Genomic DNA, 16,713 nt, shown 5'->3' with positions numbered 1-16,713 from the left:
AGTGCATTTTACCATTTTCAGTTCTCAGTTTTCAGTTTTCAGTTCTTCCATACCGCAGCACCCAGCGAATACGCCATGATCGAGGACGAGTTCGAGTAAGAGGACGAGGACGACCTGCCAGCCACGCCACTTTCGACATTCAGGCTTGGACATTGTTTCGTGATTCGGATTTACTCATTCGTCATTCTGATCCCCGCCAATGCGCTTCCTCTCCCCCAGCTACCTGCACCTCCTCTGGCTCGCGCTGATCCCGCTGGTGCTGTGGTTGTTCCGCCGGCAGGCGAAGCGGGTGCCGGTGTCCACGCTGCTCTTCTTCAAATCGCTCGCACGGGAGCATCAGGAGTCCGCCTGGCTGAGGCGCATCAAAAAATGGCTTTCGCTGCTTCTCACGCTGCTCGTCCTCTTCTTCGCCATCTTCGCACTCGCGCGGCCCAGCGGTAACATCTCCGCCGACTCCGTCAGCGCCGTGGTCATGGTGGTGGACTGCTCCGCCTCCATGTCTGCCAAGGATCTCCAGGGCCAGACACGTCTCGACGTGGCCAAGCAGCGCGTGAAAGAACGCATCCGCGCACTGCCAGACCAGGCCGTGGTATCTCTCATCGCCTTTGATTCACGCTCCCGCGTGCTGCTCTCCCGCAGCCGCAATCACCGCGAATGCCTGCGCCTTCTCGAAGAACTCACGCCCCTGCCCATCGAGGGCAAACCGGAGGCCGTCATGATCGTCGCGCAGCGTCTGGCCGATCTCGAATCGCACTCCCGCATCTGGCTCGCCACCGATGCTCCGGCCCCTACCGGCACCGCCATCGACTGGATCCCCGTGGCCCTGCCCGCGCCGGTGAATGTCGGCATCACTGGATTCCAGATCCGCCACAGCCCGCTCGCACGCGATCGCTACGAAGCCTTTGTCAAAGTCAGCGCCGCTGCCAGCAACCCCGGCAAAACCACCGCCACACTCGAAATCTCCATCGCCGGTCGCATTGCCCAGTTGCGCGAGATGGACCTCGCTGCTGGTGAATCCACCGCTGTCATCCTTCCGCTGGAAGGCGTGCGCGGCCAGCAGTTGGAAGTCCGCGTGAAAGCCGCCGGCGACTGCTTCGGCTGGGACGATGCCCTCGCCGCCCCGCTGCCGAAAACCAAACCCCTCAGCGTTGCCTATTTCGCCGACAAGCCCGACCCCTTCACCGCGCTTGCCCTTTCATCCCTCATCGAAACTGGGCGCATCGAAATGCGCAAAGGAGATCCCTCCGCATGGCCGCCCAAAGAGAAGCCGGACGTCTATGTCTTCGAGCACTGGCTGCCCAAGGACTGGCCTGCAGACCGCCCTGTCATCGCCCTCACACCGCAGGGCAGCTCCGGCCCGCTGCGCACCCGCTCCATCAGCAGCATTCCGCATGATGCCGTGCGCTCCGTGCAGCCAGACCACCCCGTGCTCTTCCGCGCCAGCAGCGCACGCATCGCCGTCACGCAGACCACCGTGCTCGATCTCCCCACTTCCATCGAGCCGCTGTGGATCACCGGAAGCGAGCCCGTGCTCGCCGCAGGAGAATCGAACGGCCAGCGCCTCGTTGTCACCGCTTTCTCCCCATCGCAGTCCGAGCAGCTCGCCCTCCTTCCCTCCTTTCCTCTCATCCTCGGCAATGCCCTCTACTGGTGCGCCGAAAACAGCGACGCCCTCGCCGACCTGCGCACCCTGCACACCGGCGAAATGCTCCACACCGACAGCCTCGTGCAATGGCACGCCTGGAACGGCGAATTCTTCTCCGAGGTATCTGACGACCCCGCCCACGGCCTCCTCGCCCTCAACCGCATCGGCAGCTGGGAAACCGGGGACCGCACTGGCACCTGCGCCCTGATCTCCGATGCCGAGACGAATCTTCCCGCCCTGGCGACCACCAGCGCCCATTCCATTCAACGCGCCGCCCCCATCATCACCGCCTCCGCCTTCAGCACCTGGCCCAAGCGTTTGATCTGGCTCGCGCTCGCGCTGCTGCTGGCGGAGAGCTTTCTGTTTCACCGCAAGGCGGTGTATTAGAGAGTAGACTTGTCCCTGCGGAACAAGCAACCTCCCGGCAAGCACCAGCGTCCGCTAGCACCAAGAAAAACCGCGGCCTCGCCACCCCACTCTTGTTGCACAGCAACAAGGCTACTTTTCAAGCCCCTTGAAAACTTGTTCACAGCCGCTACGATTATTCACAGCAAAAGCGCTCTGAAAAATCCCACATCTTGTTTAAGATGTCTTAACAAACCCCAAGATAAGGTGGAAAAACACCTTCACTCTTGCTGCCTTCCGACGCGGAATGGTTCAGTCCACCTCAGTACTCACCGCGAAGTCATTCGTCCTTCGGATTTCTTCACCCGCCTTTCCATCTCCGCCTTTCCACCGCCATGTACCTCAAAAGCCTCACCCTTCACGGCTTCAAATCCTTCGCTGACAAGACTCACTTCGAGTTCCACAAAGGCGTCACCGGCATCGTGGGCCCGAACGGCTGCGGCAAGTCGAACGTCGTCGATGCTATCCGCTGGGTACTGGGTGAAACCTCCGCCAAAGCGCTGCGTGGCGATGAAATGGCCGACGTCATCTTCAATGGCACCGACAAACGCAAGCCCGTTGGCCTCGCTGAAGTGACGCTGACGATGGCCGATTGCGAACAGTCCCTGAACGTGGACTTCAACGAAGTCGCGCTCACCCGCCGTGTGTTCCGCGATGGCCGCAGCGAATACCGCCTGAACAACACCATCTGCCGCCTCAAAGACATCCACGATCTCATCGCCGGCACCGGAATTGGCCGCGCCGCTTACTCCATCATGGCGCAGGGCCAGATCGACATGCTTCTCAGCTCCAAGCCCGAAGACCGTCGTACCGTTTTCGAAGAAGCCGCCGGCATCACCAAGTTCAAATCACAGAAGCGCGAAGCCCTGCGCAAGCTGGAATACACCGAGGCCAACCTCCTCCGCGTCGCCGACATCATCGCCGAAGTGAAACGCCAGATGGGCACTCTCCAGCGCCAGGCCGCCAAGGCACGCCGCTACCAGACCCTGCTCGAAGACACACGCCTGCTGGACACCCACCTCGCGCACAAACAGTACACCGAATTTGCCGGAGAAAAATCCGAGGCCGAAAACACCGTGCGCATGATGGCGCAGCAGATCGAGCAGCTTCAGGGCAAGCTCCAGGTCGCCGAGACCGAAGCCGCGCAGACCCGCGAGGCCTATCACGCTCTCGAGTCTCAGATCAGCCAGGCACGCCAGCAGGCGCAGGAGCTCCGCTCCCAGATGCAGAGCGCGCAGAGCCGCCTCGGCTTCAACCGCGAGCGCAGCGAGGAACTCGAAGGCCGCATCCGCCAGAACGAAGAGCAGATCGCCAACAACGAGGAACTGCTCGATCAGGCCCGCCGCGATCTCGCCAATGCCGACGAGCAGCTGCTCGCCATCACCGACAACATCCAGACGCGCCAGCTCGCCATGAACGAGCACGCCAGCCAGCACCAGAGCATCCTGCCGGAGCGCAACCGTCTCGAAAGCGACCGCCGCGCCATCCGCGAATCCATCCGCCAGTTTGAAGGCCAGATCGCTTCCAGCGAAGCCCGTGCGCAATCCCTGAGCAGCCAGATCTCCGGCGATCGCCAGCGCCATGAGTCCCTCGCGCATGATCGCATGACCGCGCAGCAGGCACGCGAGACCAGCCAGATCGAATTCGACGAACTGCAGCGCAACATTCAGGAGCTGGAAGAGACGCGCAATCAGCTCGACGAAAAAGCCAAGGACTGCGCCCGCGAGATGATCGAGCGCCGCCGTCAGCGCGACGCGATGAACAACGAGCTGAACGACCTCCAGCGCAATCTCACCCAGCGGAAGTCGCGCCTCGAAATCATCGAGCAGCTTCTTCAAAAAGGCGAAGGCCTCTCCGCCGGCACGCAGAAGGTCATCAGCGGCCTCGACAACCCCGAAGTCTATTCCGTCGGCGTTCGCGGCCTCCTCGCCTCCAGCATCGAAGTCGAGCCCGAATTCATCACCCCCATCGAAGCCGCGCTCAAAGACCATCTGCAGGCCGTGCTTCTCACCGAGAGCGAACTCGCCGCGCAGATCATCGACCGCCTCACCGACCACAAGATGGGCCGCGCCGCTTTGGTGCCGCATGATTTCTGCAATCTCCGCAGTGCCGCCGATCGCGAACTCCTGCCCGCGGGCGCCATCGCCTGGGCCACGGACAAAGTGCGCGTGAAGACCGGCGTGCAGGGCCTGCTCGACCACCTTCTGCATAACGTCGTCGTCGTGGACGATCTCCACACGGCTCTCCGCATGAAGCGCGAGATGCCCCATCTCGCCATCGCCACCATGCGCGGCGAATTCATCACGCATGACGGCATCATCACCGGCGGTGCCTCCAAGGAGGAAGGCTCGTCCACGCTGCGTCGCGAGGCCGAGGTCCGCCAGCTTCGCACCGAAGTGGAAGCCCTCGAATACCAGTACATGGAAAAGGAAGACGCGGTGAACAACATCACCGCGCAGCTCGAGGAAATGCAGCGCGAGGAAGTCTCCCTGCGCGAGCAGTCCCAGCGGGCACGTGAAGGCTTCTCCCAGTTCCAGGGCAAGATCAGCGTCGTCCAGCGCGCCCTGCAGCAGGCCACCGCCAAGCTCGAAAGCGTCGAGTGGGACCAGAACCAGATCCAGGAGCGCATCAGCGGCTCCGAAAGCCAGATCACTCAGCTCCGCGAGGCCGTGGCCATCGCGCAGGAGCAGCTCGAAACCTCCCGCATCCGCGAAGCCGAGCTCGAACTCGAAATGGAGTCCTTCCTCCGCCGCGAGCTGGAGTCCAGCGAGCGCCTCAATGAACTGCGCACCGCCCTTGCCCTTGAGCAAAGCGCTTTGACCTCCATCGAGCGCCAGAAGGCCCCGCTCGCCATGCGTTTGCAGGAGCTTCAGGCCGGCATCAACCGCTTCGCCGAGGAGATGAACACCTGGCGCATGCGCATCCAGCAGAGCGAGGCTGAAAACGCCCGCTTCCAGGAGCAGATCGAATCCCAGAAGGACACCATCGGCGCCATCGAAGAGCACCTGCAGTCCAAGACCGAAGAACGCGCCGGATTGTTTGAGCAGGTCAGCCAGCTCGAAGCCCAGCTCACGCAGCTCCGCCAGAGCTTCAACGGCCTCAACGAATCACGCAACCGCGCCGAAGTCACGCTCACCCGCGTGGATCTCCGCCTCGAAAATCTCATCAACCAGGTGCAGGAGCGCTACAGCTTCCACATCGAAGCCTTCGAGCCGGACTACCACGTGCTGATGGTCACCATCGAAGAGCAGAAGAAGAACCGCAACCGTGGCAAGAAAGGCGCAGCCAGCGCAACGGAGACTCAAACCTCCGGCGAAGGCGTGGAAGCCTCCAGCGAAGACCCCGAAGAACCCGCCGAGGAGGCAGAGGAAGCTCCGCAGATTCGCGCCGTCTCCAATCGCGATGACGACGCCGTGGACATCGACGAAGTCGTCATTCCCGGCGAAGAAGCACAGCCAGACTGGGCCTTTGTCATGGAGGTCGTGTATGAACTGCGCCAGAAGCTCGAAGGCATCGGCCCCGTGAACCTCGACGCCATCCAGGAGTTCGAAGAACTCGAAGAGCGCCACAACTTCCTCGACACCCAGCACAACGACCTCGTCAAATCCAAGGACGAACTGCTGCAGGTCATCGCCAAGATCAACGACACCACGAAGACCATGTTTGTGGAAACGTTTGAGCAGGTGCGCGGCTTCTTTAACAACAACTTCCGCGAACTCTTCGGCCCCGCCGCCAAAGCCGACCTCATGCTTGTCGATGAAAACGACCCGCTCGAGTCCGGCATCGAAATCATCGCCAAGCCCCCCGGCAAAAAGCTGCAGACCATCAGCCTCCTTTCTGGTGGCGAGCGCAGCATGACCGCCGTCGCCCTGCTCTTCTCCATCTACCAGGTCAAGCCCAGCCCCTTCTGCGTGCTCGATGAGCTTGATGCTCCTCTCGATGAAACCAACATCGGCCGATTCCTCAAGATGTTGGACAGCTTCATCGACAACTCCCAGTTCATCATCGTCACTCACAACAAGCGCACCATGAGCCGCGCCGACGTGATCTACGGCGTGACCATGCAGGAGTTCGGCGTCAGCAAGCCAGTCGGCGTCCGCATGACCACGGAAGACACCCGCACCCTGGAAAAATCCGCCCAGGAACTCGCCCTCGAAGCGCCAAACAAGCGCAACAAAAAGTCCGAATACGATGCAGATGCCTCCGACGACTCCATTCCCGTGAACGAAGACCTCGACGAAGAACAGGCACGCCTGACTGCCATCGAGGAAATGGAAGAGCAGACGCCTGCGGCGTTGGTGTAGATCGGAAAGTAGTCCAGAGCTTCAGCTCGCCTCTCAGCGTGTCAAAACGTCAAGAAGCGGTCAAGCGATCAAGACGCTCCGCCCAGGCGGAGTCGTCCTGTGCTTGGCTCCTACTCGAATTCGTCCTCGATCCTCCCGCTCCGCGTTTGAAGCACCTTCGAACTTTGCCCATTAGCTCATTATCGATCAGAATCGTGCCATGGACCGAAAATAATCGTTACCTCCTCCCTGGCTTCTGCGCACCACTCGAACCACTGTTTATTGTCAGAATCAGCTGCGTCCCATTCCTCGGGGCCCGGCTCGCAGCCTCCGTAATCTCAATCCAATCAATTTCACGATGGTCGAGGGCTTCCTTTAAAGATCCATCGCGTCCGTGTAGTCTGACAAAGGAACTAGGCAGTTGGTGAACGATGTCGTTGCGCGAGTGTCAAACTTTCGATCCCATCGTGGAAACAAGTCCACACTCAAACCGAATTGAGAGCTAGGCCTACATAGATGCTGTCTCTTGACCACCACTTGACTCCTCGACCTCTTGACTGCCCCCTTCCCCAAACCGCTCCCTCAATAGCGTCTCATACTTCTCCCGCAGCTCCACATCCCCCACCCGCTGCGCGAGTTCGATCACTTCCAGATAAGCATCCCGTTCCTGCGGATAAAAATACAGGATCCTCTCATACTCCTGCAAGGCCGCATCCACCTTCCGCTCCTGGCTGTACTTCCGAGCCAGCACATACGACAGCGGCGGCTTCTCAAACTCATCATCAGGAAAAAACAGCGCCGCAAACGGCCGCGCGATCCACTCTGAAATCTTCACCGCGGTATCCGGTGCGATCATAATGATAAAGGTCACAAACAGCAGCGCACTCCCGATCACCGGAAACGCCGCCCCAATGCCACCCGCTTTCAACCCCGCAGACATAAGCCACACACTCACCAGGAGTACGATCCCTGCCAGGATCCAGCGTGCTTTCGTCCAGTTCATGCCGACGAGTAACTGAATAGATCACGGAGTCAAGCCACCCAGTTCTAAGCCTTGAGTCCTTGACTGCGCGAAGCGCATCTTGACCTTCGGTTCTTCCCGCCCGCCATGACCTTCACTCTCGAGTCCTTTTCTTTCCACGTGCTGCCCATGCACACGCGCTTTCCGTTCAAGTACGGCATCGCCAGCATGAACGCCCTGCCGCACCTCTTCGTCACGGCGAATCTGGTCGTCGATGGCAAAGCCTTCAGCGGACTCGCCAGTGAAGGCCTGCCGCCCAAGTGGTTCACCAAGAACCCCGACACGCTCTTCGAGATCGATCTCGCCGAGATGATCGCCGTCATTCAAAACGCCTCACGCATCGCGCGCCTCGCTGCCGAAAAGCCCACTGGATTTTTCACCTGGTGGCAGAATCTCTACGCCGAGCAAAGCAGCTGGGCGAAGGTCAAAGAGTGCCCGTCTCTCCTCGCCAATCTCGGCGTCAGCCTCATCGAGCGTGCCGTGCTCGATGGCCTCTGCAAAGCTCTAGGCCAGCCTCTGCACTCCGTCCTTCGCTCAGACATTCTCGGCATCGATCTCGGTGCCGTGCGCGAAGAACTGCGCGACATGCGCGTCGCCGATGTCATCGCACCTGCGCCGCTCTCCCACGTCCACGCACGCCACACCGTCGGCCTTGGCGATGCCCTCAGTTCTGCCGAAGGCAGCCCCGAAGACGGCCTGCCCTACACGCTGGAGGAGACCATCCGCGCTTACGGCCTGCGTTATTTCAAGATCAAAGTCTGCGGCAAGCCCGAGATCGACATCCCACGCCTGCGCGAGATCACCCACATCATCGACACGAACTGTCCCTCGGGCTTCCACGCCACGCTCGATGGCAACGAGCAGTTCTACGACCTCGCCTCCTTCCGCGAATTCTACGCCACCCTCCGCGCCGATCCCGCGCTCGCTCCTCTCTTCCAAAGCCTGCTCCTCATCGAGCAGCCCCTGCACCGCTCCCAGGCCCTGCACAATGACGTCGGCACCACCCTCCGCTCATGGAATGAAGGCCCCGGCATGATCATCGATGAAAGCGACGGCTCCCTCGCCGATCTCCCTCGTGCCCTCGATCTTGGCTATCGAGGCACCAGTCACAAAAACTGCAAAGGCATCGTCAAAGGCCTCGCCAATGCCGCCCTGCTCAAAAAGCGCGCCGCCACCATTCCCGGCGGCCCCATCCTCAGCGGCGAAGACCTCGCCAACGTAGGCCCCGTCGCCCTGCTCCAAGACCTCAGCGTCATGGCCCTCCTCGGCGTCACCCACGTCGAGCGCAACGGCCACCACTACTTCCGCGGCCTCAGCATGCACTCGGCAGGCACTCAGGAAGCCATCCTTCAAAATCATACCAGCCTCTACCACCGCCACCCTCAGGGCTTCGCCAGCCTGCACATCCAAAACGGCACCCTCGACCTCAGCACCGTCAACACCGCCCCCTTCGGCTGCGGCATTACGATCGAAGTAAATCAGTTCGAGCCGCTGAATGCTTGGATCAAGCGGGGTGGGATGGGAGAACTGTGAGTTTTCTATGCTGCAGATTGATGAAACGCAATGAGAGCGTGAGAAGCAAATGAAGAAGCCACGGTTCAAAATCATCTCAGGCGCCCAAACAGGCGTGGACCGCGCAGCGCTGGATGCAGCACTGGCTTTTGGTGTGCCCTGCGGCGGCTGGGTGCCTGCAGGACGGCACGATGAGGACGGCCCCATTCCAGCGCACTATCCCGTGAAGGCATTGAAGGAAGGCGGCTACAAAGAGCGCACCATTCAAAACCTCTGCGATGCCGATGGCACTCTGATTCTTTATTTTGAAGAACTCGAAGGTGGCACCGAACTGACCGTGGCCCGCTGCATCAAGCTGCACCGTCCTTACCATCTGATCGACGGTGCAGAAATCAGCGCAGAGCGGGCCGCCGAGATGGCCCTGCGTTTTGTCACCACCAGGGATCTCCGCAGCCTCAATGTGGCTGGTCCACGCGGCAGCAAGAGGCCGGAGGGCTATGCCTATGCGCTCGAAGTGGTTTCCACGCTGCTCATGAAGCTCGGATTTCAGCGCAAGTAAAAGGCGCTTCAGCCATTCACTCCGTCACGTCCACAGCTTCAGTCTCCTGAACCACCACCCTTTCCGGCGCCACAGCAAACACAAACCGGTGAATCCCCGCCAGATCCGCCGCGGTGCTCGCATGCAGATACCCCAGCTCCGTGCATCTCGCAGCCACCGGTGCGCCTTGATCATGCCCCACTTCCAGCGCAATCAGCCCGCCTGTGTTCAGATGCGGCAGCGCGTCCTTCAGAAACCGTTCCACGATACGCAGCCCGTCCGGCCCGCCATCCAGCGCGAGAATGGGATCCCGCTTCACCTCAGCGCTCAGCGTCGGGATCTCAGCGCTGGGGATGTATGGCAAGTTTGCGACGATGACGTCAAAGCTGCCCGTGATCTTTTCAAACAGATCGCTGCGCAGGAGCTTCACATTCGCACTCAGTCGCGAGGCGTTGAGCCGTGCGAGGTCCAGCGCGTCTTCGCTGATGTCTGCCAGCACCACCTCGCTCAGCGGCCACTCTTTCGCGAGGCTGATACCGATGCACCCTGAGCCCGTGGCCATGTCCAGCACACGCGCGGGCGCGGTGCCAAATTTCTTCTGCACCATCTCCACCAGCGTCTCTGTCTCCGGACGCGGAACAAGAGCGCGATGATCGCTCACAAATTCATGCCCGCAAAACTCCACGCTGCCCAGCAGGTGCTGCAGCGGCTCCCCTTCCCCGCGCCGCTTCAGGAGCTCGCGCAGCTTCACCAGTTCCGGCTCCGGCACGCTCTCACCAAAGCGCAGATACAGGTCCAGCCGCCGGCAGCCCAGCACATGCGCCAGCAGATGCTCCATGTTCAGCCGCGCTTCCTCGATCTTGCGCTTCTCCAGGTAGGCGGTGCCGGAGCTGACGATTTCGAGGATGAGCTTCATGGAGGAGGAAAGAGCGAACGCGCACTAATCAGCAGCGGCAGCCTGGATCAAGCCGGATTCCGTGATGATCTGATGAATGTGCTGATCATGAAACTCAGTGGTGATGTGCTCCACGAGCTGCACTTCAAAGGCAATCGCAATGCGCTCCGCACGGCAGTTTGGATGAGCGAGCAGCCGGTCATAGTAGCCACCACCACGCCCCAGCCTCTTCCCATCGCGCGTGAAGGCAAGACCGGGCACAAGAATGAAATCCAGCGCAGCCACATCCACCACCGGGCAGTGCGGCTTCGGCTCCCACACGTTCATCTGGCCGCGGTGCAGATCCTCCATGCTGCTCACCAGCCGTGGCTGCAGCGCCTGATGTTCAATCTGGAAGAAGCAGGTGCGAATGCCCAGCGCATGCAGGGCGGGCAGCAGCCCCGTCACCAGCTCTGGCTCATTTTTCAGCCCCCCAAACAGCGCCACGGTCGTTCCCGCTGCCCACGTGGCGGCCAGATGCTCAAGATGGGCCGCAATGCGTGCACTCGCTTCATGCCGCGTTCCTTCGTCCATGCCGCGCAGGCGTTCGCGCATGTTTTGGCGCAGCGTGGGTTTGTCGTGCATGGCGCTTCGATCAATCAAGATTAGAGGCAGGCTGGAGCACCCGCGCTCCAGTCTTCGTCAAAGCAGCTCCGGTTTCTGCAGCAGTTCGGCCACGCGTTTCAGCAGGCGGCCAGCACCGCCGCCATCCAGCACGCGATGGTCAAAACTCAGCGTCAGTTCCGCCTCCGTCACGGGGATGAACTGCTTCACCTCCTCGCTCCAGCGCGGCACCTTGCTGCCGGCTCCGAGGCCCAGCACGAGGTTCTGCTCCGGCAGCGGAATGGGCGTGGCCCACACGATGCCAAAGGTTCCAAAATTTGTCACCGTGGCGATGCCCGGACGCTTCACATCATTCGGCAGCCTGCGCGCACGGGCCTGCTCCACCAGCTTGTTGTACGTGGGCACCAGCTTCACCAGCGGAGTCTTCTCCACCTCGCGCAGCGTCGGCACCATGACGCCGTCATCCACTTCCACCGCGAAACCGATGTCGATGGCCAGCGGATGCACGATGCGGTTCCCCACCAGACGTCCGGCAAAGGCGGTGTTTTCAGCCAGTGCCAGCGCCAGGGCGCGAATGACATAGAGCGCAGGTCCGGGCTTGGGATCAGCCTTTTTGCGATGCGCCAGCATGGCGTCCAGCATGATGGGGCTGCCCACCGTGGCCAGCGGGCGCGTCCAGCTGCGGCGCATGGAATCTGCCACCGCAATGCGCATGGGCGAGGCCGGCGTCATGCGGTGCTGCTCCAGTCCGCGCAGGAAGGACTCGAAGTCCTCCACCGTCACACGGCCGCCCGCACCAGTTCCGGGCACGCCTGCCAGGTCTGAAGCATTCAGTCCCAGCTCCAGCATGCGCGCACGCATGCGCGGGGAGATGTAGCTGGCACCCGTGGCTCCCGCCGGCACCGGCAGTCCGCCGACGACGGGCTCCACCGTGGGCTGACGCGTGGAGATGACGTCATTGTCGCTGATCTTAAAATGCAGATTCTCCACCTCCGCCGGGCGGTCGCGGTTCGCGCACGGCTCCGCGGCAGCAGGCTCGTTTTCATCCGAGAGACCCAGCAGCTGGGCATTCTCCGGAGTGATCTCAAACGCCGCCAGAGTCGAGCCCACGGCGTAGCTCGTCTGCGTGGTGGCCACGATCTGCCCCACCACTCCCGCGCAGGGCGCAGTAACGGCCATGGTGGCCTTGTTTGTCTCCACTTCGAAGAGATCGCAGCCTCCCTCCACCGCACGGCCAGGCTCCACCAAAATGCGAATGATGGTGGCTTCGGCGATGGACTCGCCAAGCTGGGGCATCAAGATGGGAATGGTACGCATGACGAAAGCTAGAGGAAGAAAAGAAGGGTGCTCAATTAATTACGCAGCAAACGGCGTAGCGCGGCAGCGATGGCGGAGGTGGTCGGGCGGTGGGCCTTCCACAGATTCGGATGGTACGGGATCGGCGTGTCTTTGGAATTCAGCCGCATCGGCGGTGCATCCAGCAGGTGAAATCCATCCGTGGTGACGCGGGCGATGATCTCCGCGGTGACGCCTCCCCAGGGGAAGGCCTCTCCGAGCGCCAGCAGACGCCCGGTGCGCGCCACGGACGCGAGGATCGTGTCCGTATCCATCGGTTTCACTGATCGCAGATCGACGACTTCGATTTGATATCCGTCCATCTGCAGCTCCTCGGCGGCACGCAGCGCCTCATGCACCATGGCGCTGTACGTCACGATCGTCGCATGCCGTCCAGGCCGCGCGATGCGTGCCTTGCCAATCGGCAGTTCGCGGTCGCCGATGCTTTCCGCCTTCAGATGGTAGTAGAGGAATTTATGCTCGCAGAAGACCACCGGATCATCCAGCGTCACACTGTCCAGCAGCATCCAGTACGCATCCTCCACAGTCGCGGGCGTCACGATCACCAGGCCGGGATAGTGCGCGTAGATGGCCTCCATCGACTGGCTGTGAAACGGCCCGCTGCCAGCGGTGCCGCCGGAAGGCATGCGAATGGTGATCGGGCACGGCACATTGGTGCGCCAGAAGAGTGTGGCAGCCTGATTGACGATCTGGTTGAACCCCACGGAGGAAAAGTCGGCAAACTGCATCTCCACGATGGGCCGCGCGCCTTCCACCGCCGCCCCCACTGCCATGCCCACCATGGCGTCCTCGCTGATGGGGGCGTCAAACACACGGTTTGGAAACTCCTTGCTCAGATTCTTGGTGGCCTTGAACGCACCGCCGAATGTGGCGATGTCCTGTCCATACAGAAAGACGGAGGGATCGTTGCGCAGAGCCTCATACTGAGCCTCACGAATGGCTTCGAGATAGGTGATGCTCATGCCTCGTGCTGTCCCTCCACGAGCTCGGCGCAGGAAAGGGCCTGCCAGTTTTCTTTGAAGGGATCTGGAGCGGATTCTTTGGACACTTTGGAAACGGTTTGATCCACGTTGCGGCGCACCTCATCATTGAGTTCGCGCAGGTCGGAGGAGGACAGCCAGCCATGATCTCGGGCAAAATCTTCCGCCACCTGGAGGCAGTCGCGCGCAGCGCCTCCCTGGCGCTTCGTTTCCGGGATGTAGGAGGCGTCATCGTGCTCCCCATGCCCCGCGAGGCGCAGCAGGGTGCCCACGATCATCTGCGGCCCGCCCCCGGCCCTTGCATTGGCCACTGCAGTTCGGAAGGCCTTCAGGCATGAGGCCAGGTCTGTGGCATCCACCGTCATGCCTTCAATGCCGTAGCCCGCCGCGCGGTCCACCAGGTTTTCACAGGCATACTGGCGGGTGTTTGGCGTGGAGTAGGCGTACTGGTTGTTCGCCACACTGATGATGATCGGCAGCTTTTCCACCGCCGCCATGTTCAGCCCCTCATGAAAGGCTCCCGTGGAGGTCCCCCCATCGCCGATGCTGGTCGCCCCCACGCTGTCTCCCAGGTTTCCGGCAAGACGCCGGGCAAACAATCCTCCCGCCACCACCGAAAGCAGACTGCCCAAGTGGCTGATCATCGCCAGCAGCCCTTCCTTCGGCCGTCCACGGTGGATGTTCCCATCACGCCCACGCATGGGGCCAGTGACGGTTCCTAGATAAGTGCGCACGCAGTCCATGATCGGCTCTCCATAAGCGATGCGTCCCGCCTGGTCGCGGATCAGGGGGCCGTAGATGTCCTTCCCCTTCTGCAGTTGCACGCCCAGAGCCGCACTGAATGCCTCCTGGCCTTTGCCCAGATACACCCCGCCGACGATCCTCCCACCCGCACGGTAAAGGGCTCCAAGCTTCTCCTCCAGCACCCGGGCCAGCAGCATGTGCTGGAAGCTGAGGAGAAATTGAGCGCGAAAATCGGCCGTCAGATCGGTTTCCACGCAGTTGATCGATGAAGCAGGTGCCACAAGCTCTACTTGGTAACAAGGTCGGCAGCGTCGTCAATAGCATCGCGGTCAGGAATCCGCTACAAGGCCATAAAATGAGTCATAATTCCCGATGCACGTGGCATCCCTCCCGCTTACCCCCTAGCGAGTTTTAAAGATTTCCGATGACAATTCCCATCTTATTCAATAATCTGTTTGAAATTTCAATAAAATAGAGTAAATATAATAAACTTTACCGAAATTTTTAGAACTCTATGGAATCGCTCATTGCTACCGCTGCTGCTGATCCAGCCTTCGAAGGTTTCCAGCTCCAAAGCTACGGCAGCCTCCTGCTGCCGGATCACCCCATTCGCTTTGGGTTTCAGGTGGATATCGTTCCAGAAAATTGCCCCACCAGCATTCTGTTCGGCCTCGTCAGTCGCGATCCAGTCAATGGTGGCCACGCCAAAACCAGCGGCTTCGCTGTGCGCGTGGACTTGGAAATGCGTGAAGTTTGGGACGCCCTGAACCGAAGCGGCCTCGTTGGCTGGGTCGAGCATCCTAAAGGATTGGCCGGCTTTACCGATGAAGAACCTCTCCTCCTCGGCTGGGAGATCGAATACCACGGTGAAGCATTGATCCCCAAGCTGGTCGTTGGAGATCAGCAGTGGCTCTACCCCGCCATCCAGTGCCCCAATCCCATCGTCATGGAGACCGTCATCGGCTGGGAGGGCGAGTGGGACCGCGATCCCCGCGGCACATTCCTGCATCCAGCCCTCTGGCGCGAGCAACTCCCCACGCTCTCCACCTCTCCGGAAACGGAAGTCATGGCAGCCTAAGCCTTTCCCGCGGATCCGCCTGCCCATCCCTCCCACAGGGAGGAGCCACCCCAAACTCTGAAAGCGCCCTGTTCGGGAGCTGACCCAAGCTCCGGCTTGAATCCCTTCATTTCCCCCGTTACCAGACGGGCTCATGAAAAACACGGAAAGTCGCATCCTCATCACCGGCGGGGCCGGATTCATCGGCAGCGCCCTCGTCTGGGAGCTCAACCGCCGCGGCTGCGAAAACATCGTCGTCTGCGACCGCCTCAGCACCGACGAGAAGTGGAAAAACCTCGTCCCCCTCAAGTTCGCCGACTACATCGACGGCAACGACCTCCTCCAGGCCGTAATCCACAGCCCTAGCAAACTCGGCCGCTTTGACCACATCCTCCACCTCGGCGCCTGCTCCGCCACCACCGAGCGGGACGCCGACTACCTCATGCGGAACAACTACGAGTTCACCAAGCAGCTCTGCCAGTGGTCGCTCGCCAATCAGACCCGCTTTGTCTATGCCTCCTCCGCCGCCACCTACGGAGACGGCGCCCACGGCATGGACGACCAGATGCCCGACCTCCACGCCCTGCGCCCGCTGAACATGTACGGCTACTCCAAGCACCTCTTCGACCTCCACGCCCGGCGCGAAGGCTGGCTGCCCAACATCGTCGGCCTCAAGTACTTCAACGTCTATGGCCCCAATGAAGACCACAAGGCCGACATGCGCAGCCTCGTGCACAAAGCCTGCGGCCAGATCCTCGCCACCGGCAAAGTCCAGCTCTTCAAATCCCACCGCCCCGACTACAAGGACGGCGAGCAGATGCGCGACTTCCTCTACGTCAAAGACGCCATCCGCATGACCCTCCACCTCGCCGAGACTCCGTCCGCCGGCGGCCTCTTCAACCTCGGCTCCGGCAAAGCCCACACCTGGATCGAACTCGCCACCGCCATTTTTACCGCCCTCGGAAAAGCCCCCAACATCGAGTTCATCGACATGCCCGAGCACCTCCAGTCCAAGTACCAATACTACACCTGCGCCGACATCACCAAACTGCGAGGCTCAGGGTTTATGACTGAGATCACGCCACTGGCCGAAGCGGTGCGGGATTATGTGCAGGGCTACCTCGTGCCGGACAAGCGGCTGGGGGATGAGGTGGCTGGGGAGTAAAGAGTCCTGATGCGACCTGCAGAGCCGTTCTCTATCGAATCGGTGGGTCAACACGTCAGAGCGCATCACACAACCTCTCCATTCCCTTCTCGCGAAATTGCCCTAGAATCGCAGGGTCTGAGCCGCAGTAACGGATAGCCTCGACACAAGAGGAACATGCAGCTGTGATCATAAGTGCCACCTCGTGCGGCGTCTGCGGCTGGCGCTCCACTCGGCAATGGTTCGCACAACCAGTGCAACCGGCATTCTGAAATGCTGCATCCCAAGTGATGTTCTGTGGCGCGGTCTCAGGAGGGAGAGAGCAAAGAATGCACCGGTCCTTAACAACGTAAAAGGCTCCAGACACGTTGTCAGGCTCACGCTCGAGCTTAGACCGGTTCTCGAAAAGATTGTCATAAACTGGTCTTTGGGCGGCACTGGGACTGGAGGATGGCAGGTTGCTCAAAGAGAGATTGCACAGATGCGATCAGGCGTTCCTGAAGTTCTTGAGCGCTCTTGGCGATCCAGCC

The 16,713-nt window shown here is 60.9% G+C and carries 12 protein-coding genes; 6 read left to right on the top strand and 6 right to left on the bottom strand.

Annotated elements, in window-relative coordinates:
* The first annotated feature begins 199 nt into the window (after positions 1–199).
* Both ACILSR_RS16980 and smc read left to right on the top strand, forming a co-directional pair.
* Positions 200–2,032 carry a BatA domain-containing protein gene (locus ACILSR_RS16980; protein WP_395750986.1) on the top strand — a complete coding sequence of 611 codons (1,833 nt, stop codon included), beginning with the start codon at positions 200–202 and terminating at the stop codon, positions 2,030–2,032.
* Positions 2,033–2,385: 353 nt separating this feature from the next.
* Positions 2,386–6,354 (top strand): chromosome segregation protein SMC, encoded by a 3,969-nt coding sequence (gene smc / locus ACILSR_RS16975; RefSeq protein ID WP_395750985.1) that lies wholly within the window; start codon positions 2,386–2,388, stop codon positions 6,352–6,354.
* Positions 6,355–6,841: 487 nt separating this feature from the next.
* Here the strand turns inward: smc and ACILSR_RS16970 are convergent, their stop codons facing one another.
* Positions 6,842–7,336: a hypothetical protein gene (locus ACILSR_RS16970; protein WP_395750984.1), complete on the bottom strand. Its 495-nt coding sequence runs from the start codon at positions 7,334–7,336 to the stop codon at positions 6,842–6,844.
* 105 nt (positions 7,337–7,441) lie between these two features.
* On the opposite strand from ACILSR_RS16970, the gene ACILSR_RS16965 reads away from it, so the two are divergent.
* Both ACILSR_RS16965 and ACILSR_RS16960 read left to right on the top strand, forming a co-directional pair.
* Entirely contained in the window at positions 7,442–8,887 is a 1,446-nt protein-coding gene (locus tag ACILSR_RS16965; RefSeq protein WP_395750983.1) for a hypothetical protein, read from the top strand.
* Between the two features lie 49 nt (positions 8,888–8,936).
* Positions 8,937–9,425 (top strand): YpsA SLOG family protein, encoded by a 489-nt coding sequence (locus ACILSR_RS16960; RefSeq protein ID WP_395750982.1) that lies wholly within the window; start codon positions 8,937–8,939, stop codon positions 9,423–9,425.
* Between the two features lie 16 nt (positions 9,426–9,441).
* On the opposite strand, the gene prmC is transcribed toward ACILSR_RS16960, so the two are convergent.
* Genes prmC through ACILSR_RS16935 form a run of 5 tightly spaced genes read right to left on the bottom strand, consistent with a single transcriptional unit; the run spans position 9,442 to position 14,236 of the window.
* Positions 9,442–10,320 (bottom strand): peptide chain release factor N(5)-glutamine methyltransferase, encoded by an 879-nt coding sequence (gene prmC / locus ACILSR_RS16955; protein ID WP_395750981.1) that lies wholly within the window; start codon positions 10,318–10,320, stop codon positions 9,442–9,444.
* A gap of 24 nt (positions 10,321–10,344) precedes the next feature.
* Positions 10,345–10,923 carry a 5-formyltetrahydrofolate cyclo-ligase gene (locus tag ACILSR_RS16950; protein WP_395750980.1) on the bottom strand — a complete coding sequence of 193 codons (579 nt, stop codon included), beginning with the start codon at positions 10,921–10,923 and terminating at the stop codon, positions 10,345–10,347.
* A 57-nt stretch (positions 10,924–10,980) separates the two neighbouring features.
* On the bottom strand, positions 10,981–12,219 hold the full coding sequence (locus ACILSR_RS16945) for a 2-oxo acid dehydrogenase subunit E2 (RefSeq protein WP_395750979.1): 1,239 nt from the start codon (positions 12,217–12,219) through the stop codon (positions 10,981–10,983).
* Between the two features lie 35 nt (positions 12,220–12,254).
* A complete protein-coding gene (locus tag ACILSR_RS16940) occupies positions 12,255–13,220 on the bottom strand; it encodes an alpha-ketoacid dehydrogenase subunit beta (protein WP_395750978.1) in 966 nt (321 codons plus the stop codon).
* Positions 13,217–14,236: a thiamine pyrophosphate-dependent dehydrogenase E1 component subunit alpha gene (locus ACILSR_RS16935; protein WP_395750977.1), complete on the bottom strand. Its 1,020-nt coding sequence runs from the start codon at positions 14,234–14,236 to the stop codon at positions 13,217–13,219. Before ACILSR_RS16935 ends, ACILSR_RS16940 begins: the two co-directional genes overlap by 4 nt.
* Before the next feature lie 260 nt (positions 14,237–14,496).
* On the opposite strand from ACILSR_RS16935, the gene ACILSR_RS16930 reads away from it, so the two are divergent.
* Together ACILSR_RS16930 and rfaD are read left to right on the top strand one after the other, a co-directional pair.
* On the top strand, positions 14,497–15,060 hold the full coding sequence (locus tag ACILSR_RS16930) for a hypothetical protein (protein ID WP_395750976.1): 564 nt from the start codon (positions 14,497–14,499) through the stop codon (positions 15,058–15,060).
* 133 nt (positions 15,061–15,193) lie between these two features.
* Positions 15,194–16,204, top strand: coding sequence for an ADP-glyceromanno-heptose 6-epimerase (gene rfaD / locus ACILSR_RS16925; RefSeq protein ID WP_395750975.1), 1,011 nt, complete (start codon positions 15,194–15,196; stop codon positions 16,202–16,204).
* The last annotated feature ends 509 nt before the right edge of the window (positions 16,205–16,713 follow it).

Origin of the sequence: Prosthecobacter sp. (genome assembly GCF_044222565.1) — a bacterium.
Lineage (GTDB): Bacteria > Verrucomicrobiota > Verrucomicrobiia > Verrucomicrobiales > Verrucomicrobiaceae > Prosthecobacter.
The sequence above is the reverse complement of the archived record's forward strand: the minus strand, read 5'-3'. Positions and strand labels throughout refer to the sequence as shown.

Coding starts and splice junctions, on each gene's coding strand:
- ACILSR_RS16980 (WP_395750986.1), top strand. CDS start 200: ATGCGCTTCCTCTCCCCCAGCTACCTGCACCTCCTCTGGCTCGCGCTG.
- ACILSR_RS16945 (WP_395750979.1), bottom strand. CDS start 12,219: ATGCGTACCATTCCCATCTTGATGCCCCAGCTTGGCGAGTCCATCGCC.
- ACILSR_RS16960 (WP_395750982.1), top strand. CDS start 8,937: ATGAAGAAGCCACGGTTCAAAATCATCTCAGGCGCCCAAACAGGCGTG.
- smc (WP_395750985.1), top strand. CDS start 2,386: ATGTACCTCAAAAGCCTCACCCTTCACGGCTTCAAATCCTTCGCTGAC.
- ACILSR_RS16965 (WP_395750983.1), top strand. CDS start 7,442: ATGACCTTCACTCTCGAGTCCTTTTCTTTCCACGTGCTGCCCATGCAC.
- rfaD (WP_395750975.1), top strand. CDS start 15,194: ATGAAAAACACGGAAAGTCGCATCCTCATCACCGGCGGGGCCGGATTC.
- ACILSR_RS16950 (WP_395750980.1), bottom strand. CDS start 10,923: ATGCACGACAAACCCACGCTGCGCCAAAACATGCGCGAACGCCTGCGC.
- ACILSR_RS16930 (WP_395750976.1), top strand. CDS start 14,497: ATGGAATCGCTCATTGCTACCGCTGCTGCTGATCCAGCCTTCGAAGGT.
- ACILSR_RS16940 (WP_395750978.1), bottom strand. CDS start 13,220: ATGAGCATCACCTATCTCGAAGCCATTCGTGAGGCTCAGTATGAGGCT.
- prmC (WP_395750981.1), bottom strand. CDS start 10,320: ATGAAGCTCATCCTCGAAATCGTCAGCTCCGGCACCGCCTACCTGGAG.
- ACILSR_RS16970 (WP_395750984.1), bottom strand. CDS start 7,336: ATGAACTGGACGAAAGCACGCTGGATCCTGGCAGGGATCGTACTCCTG.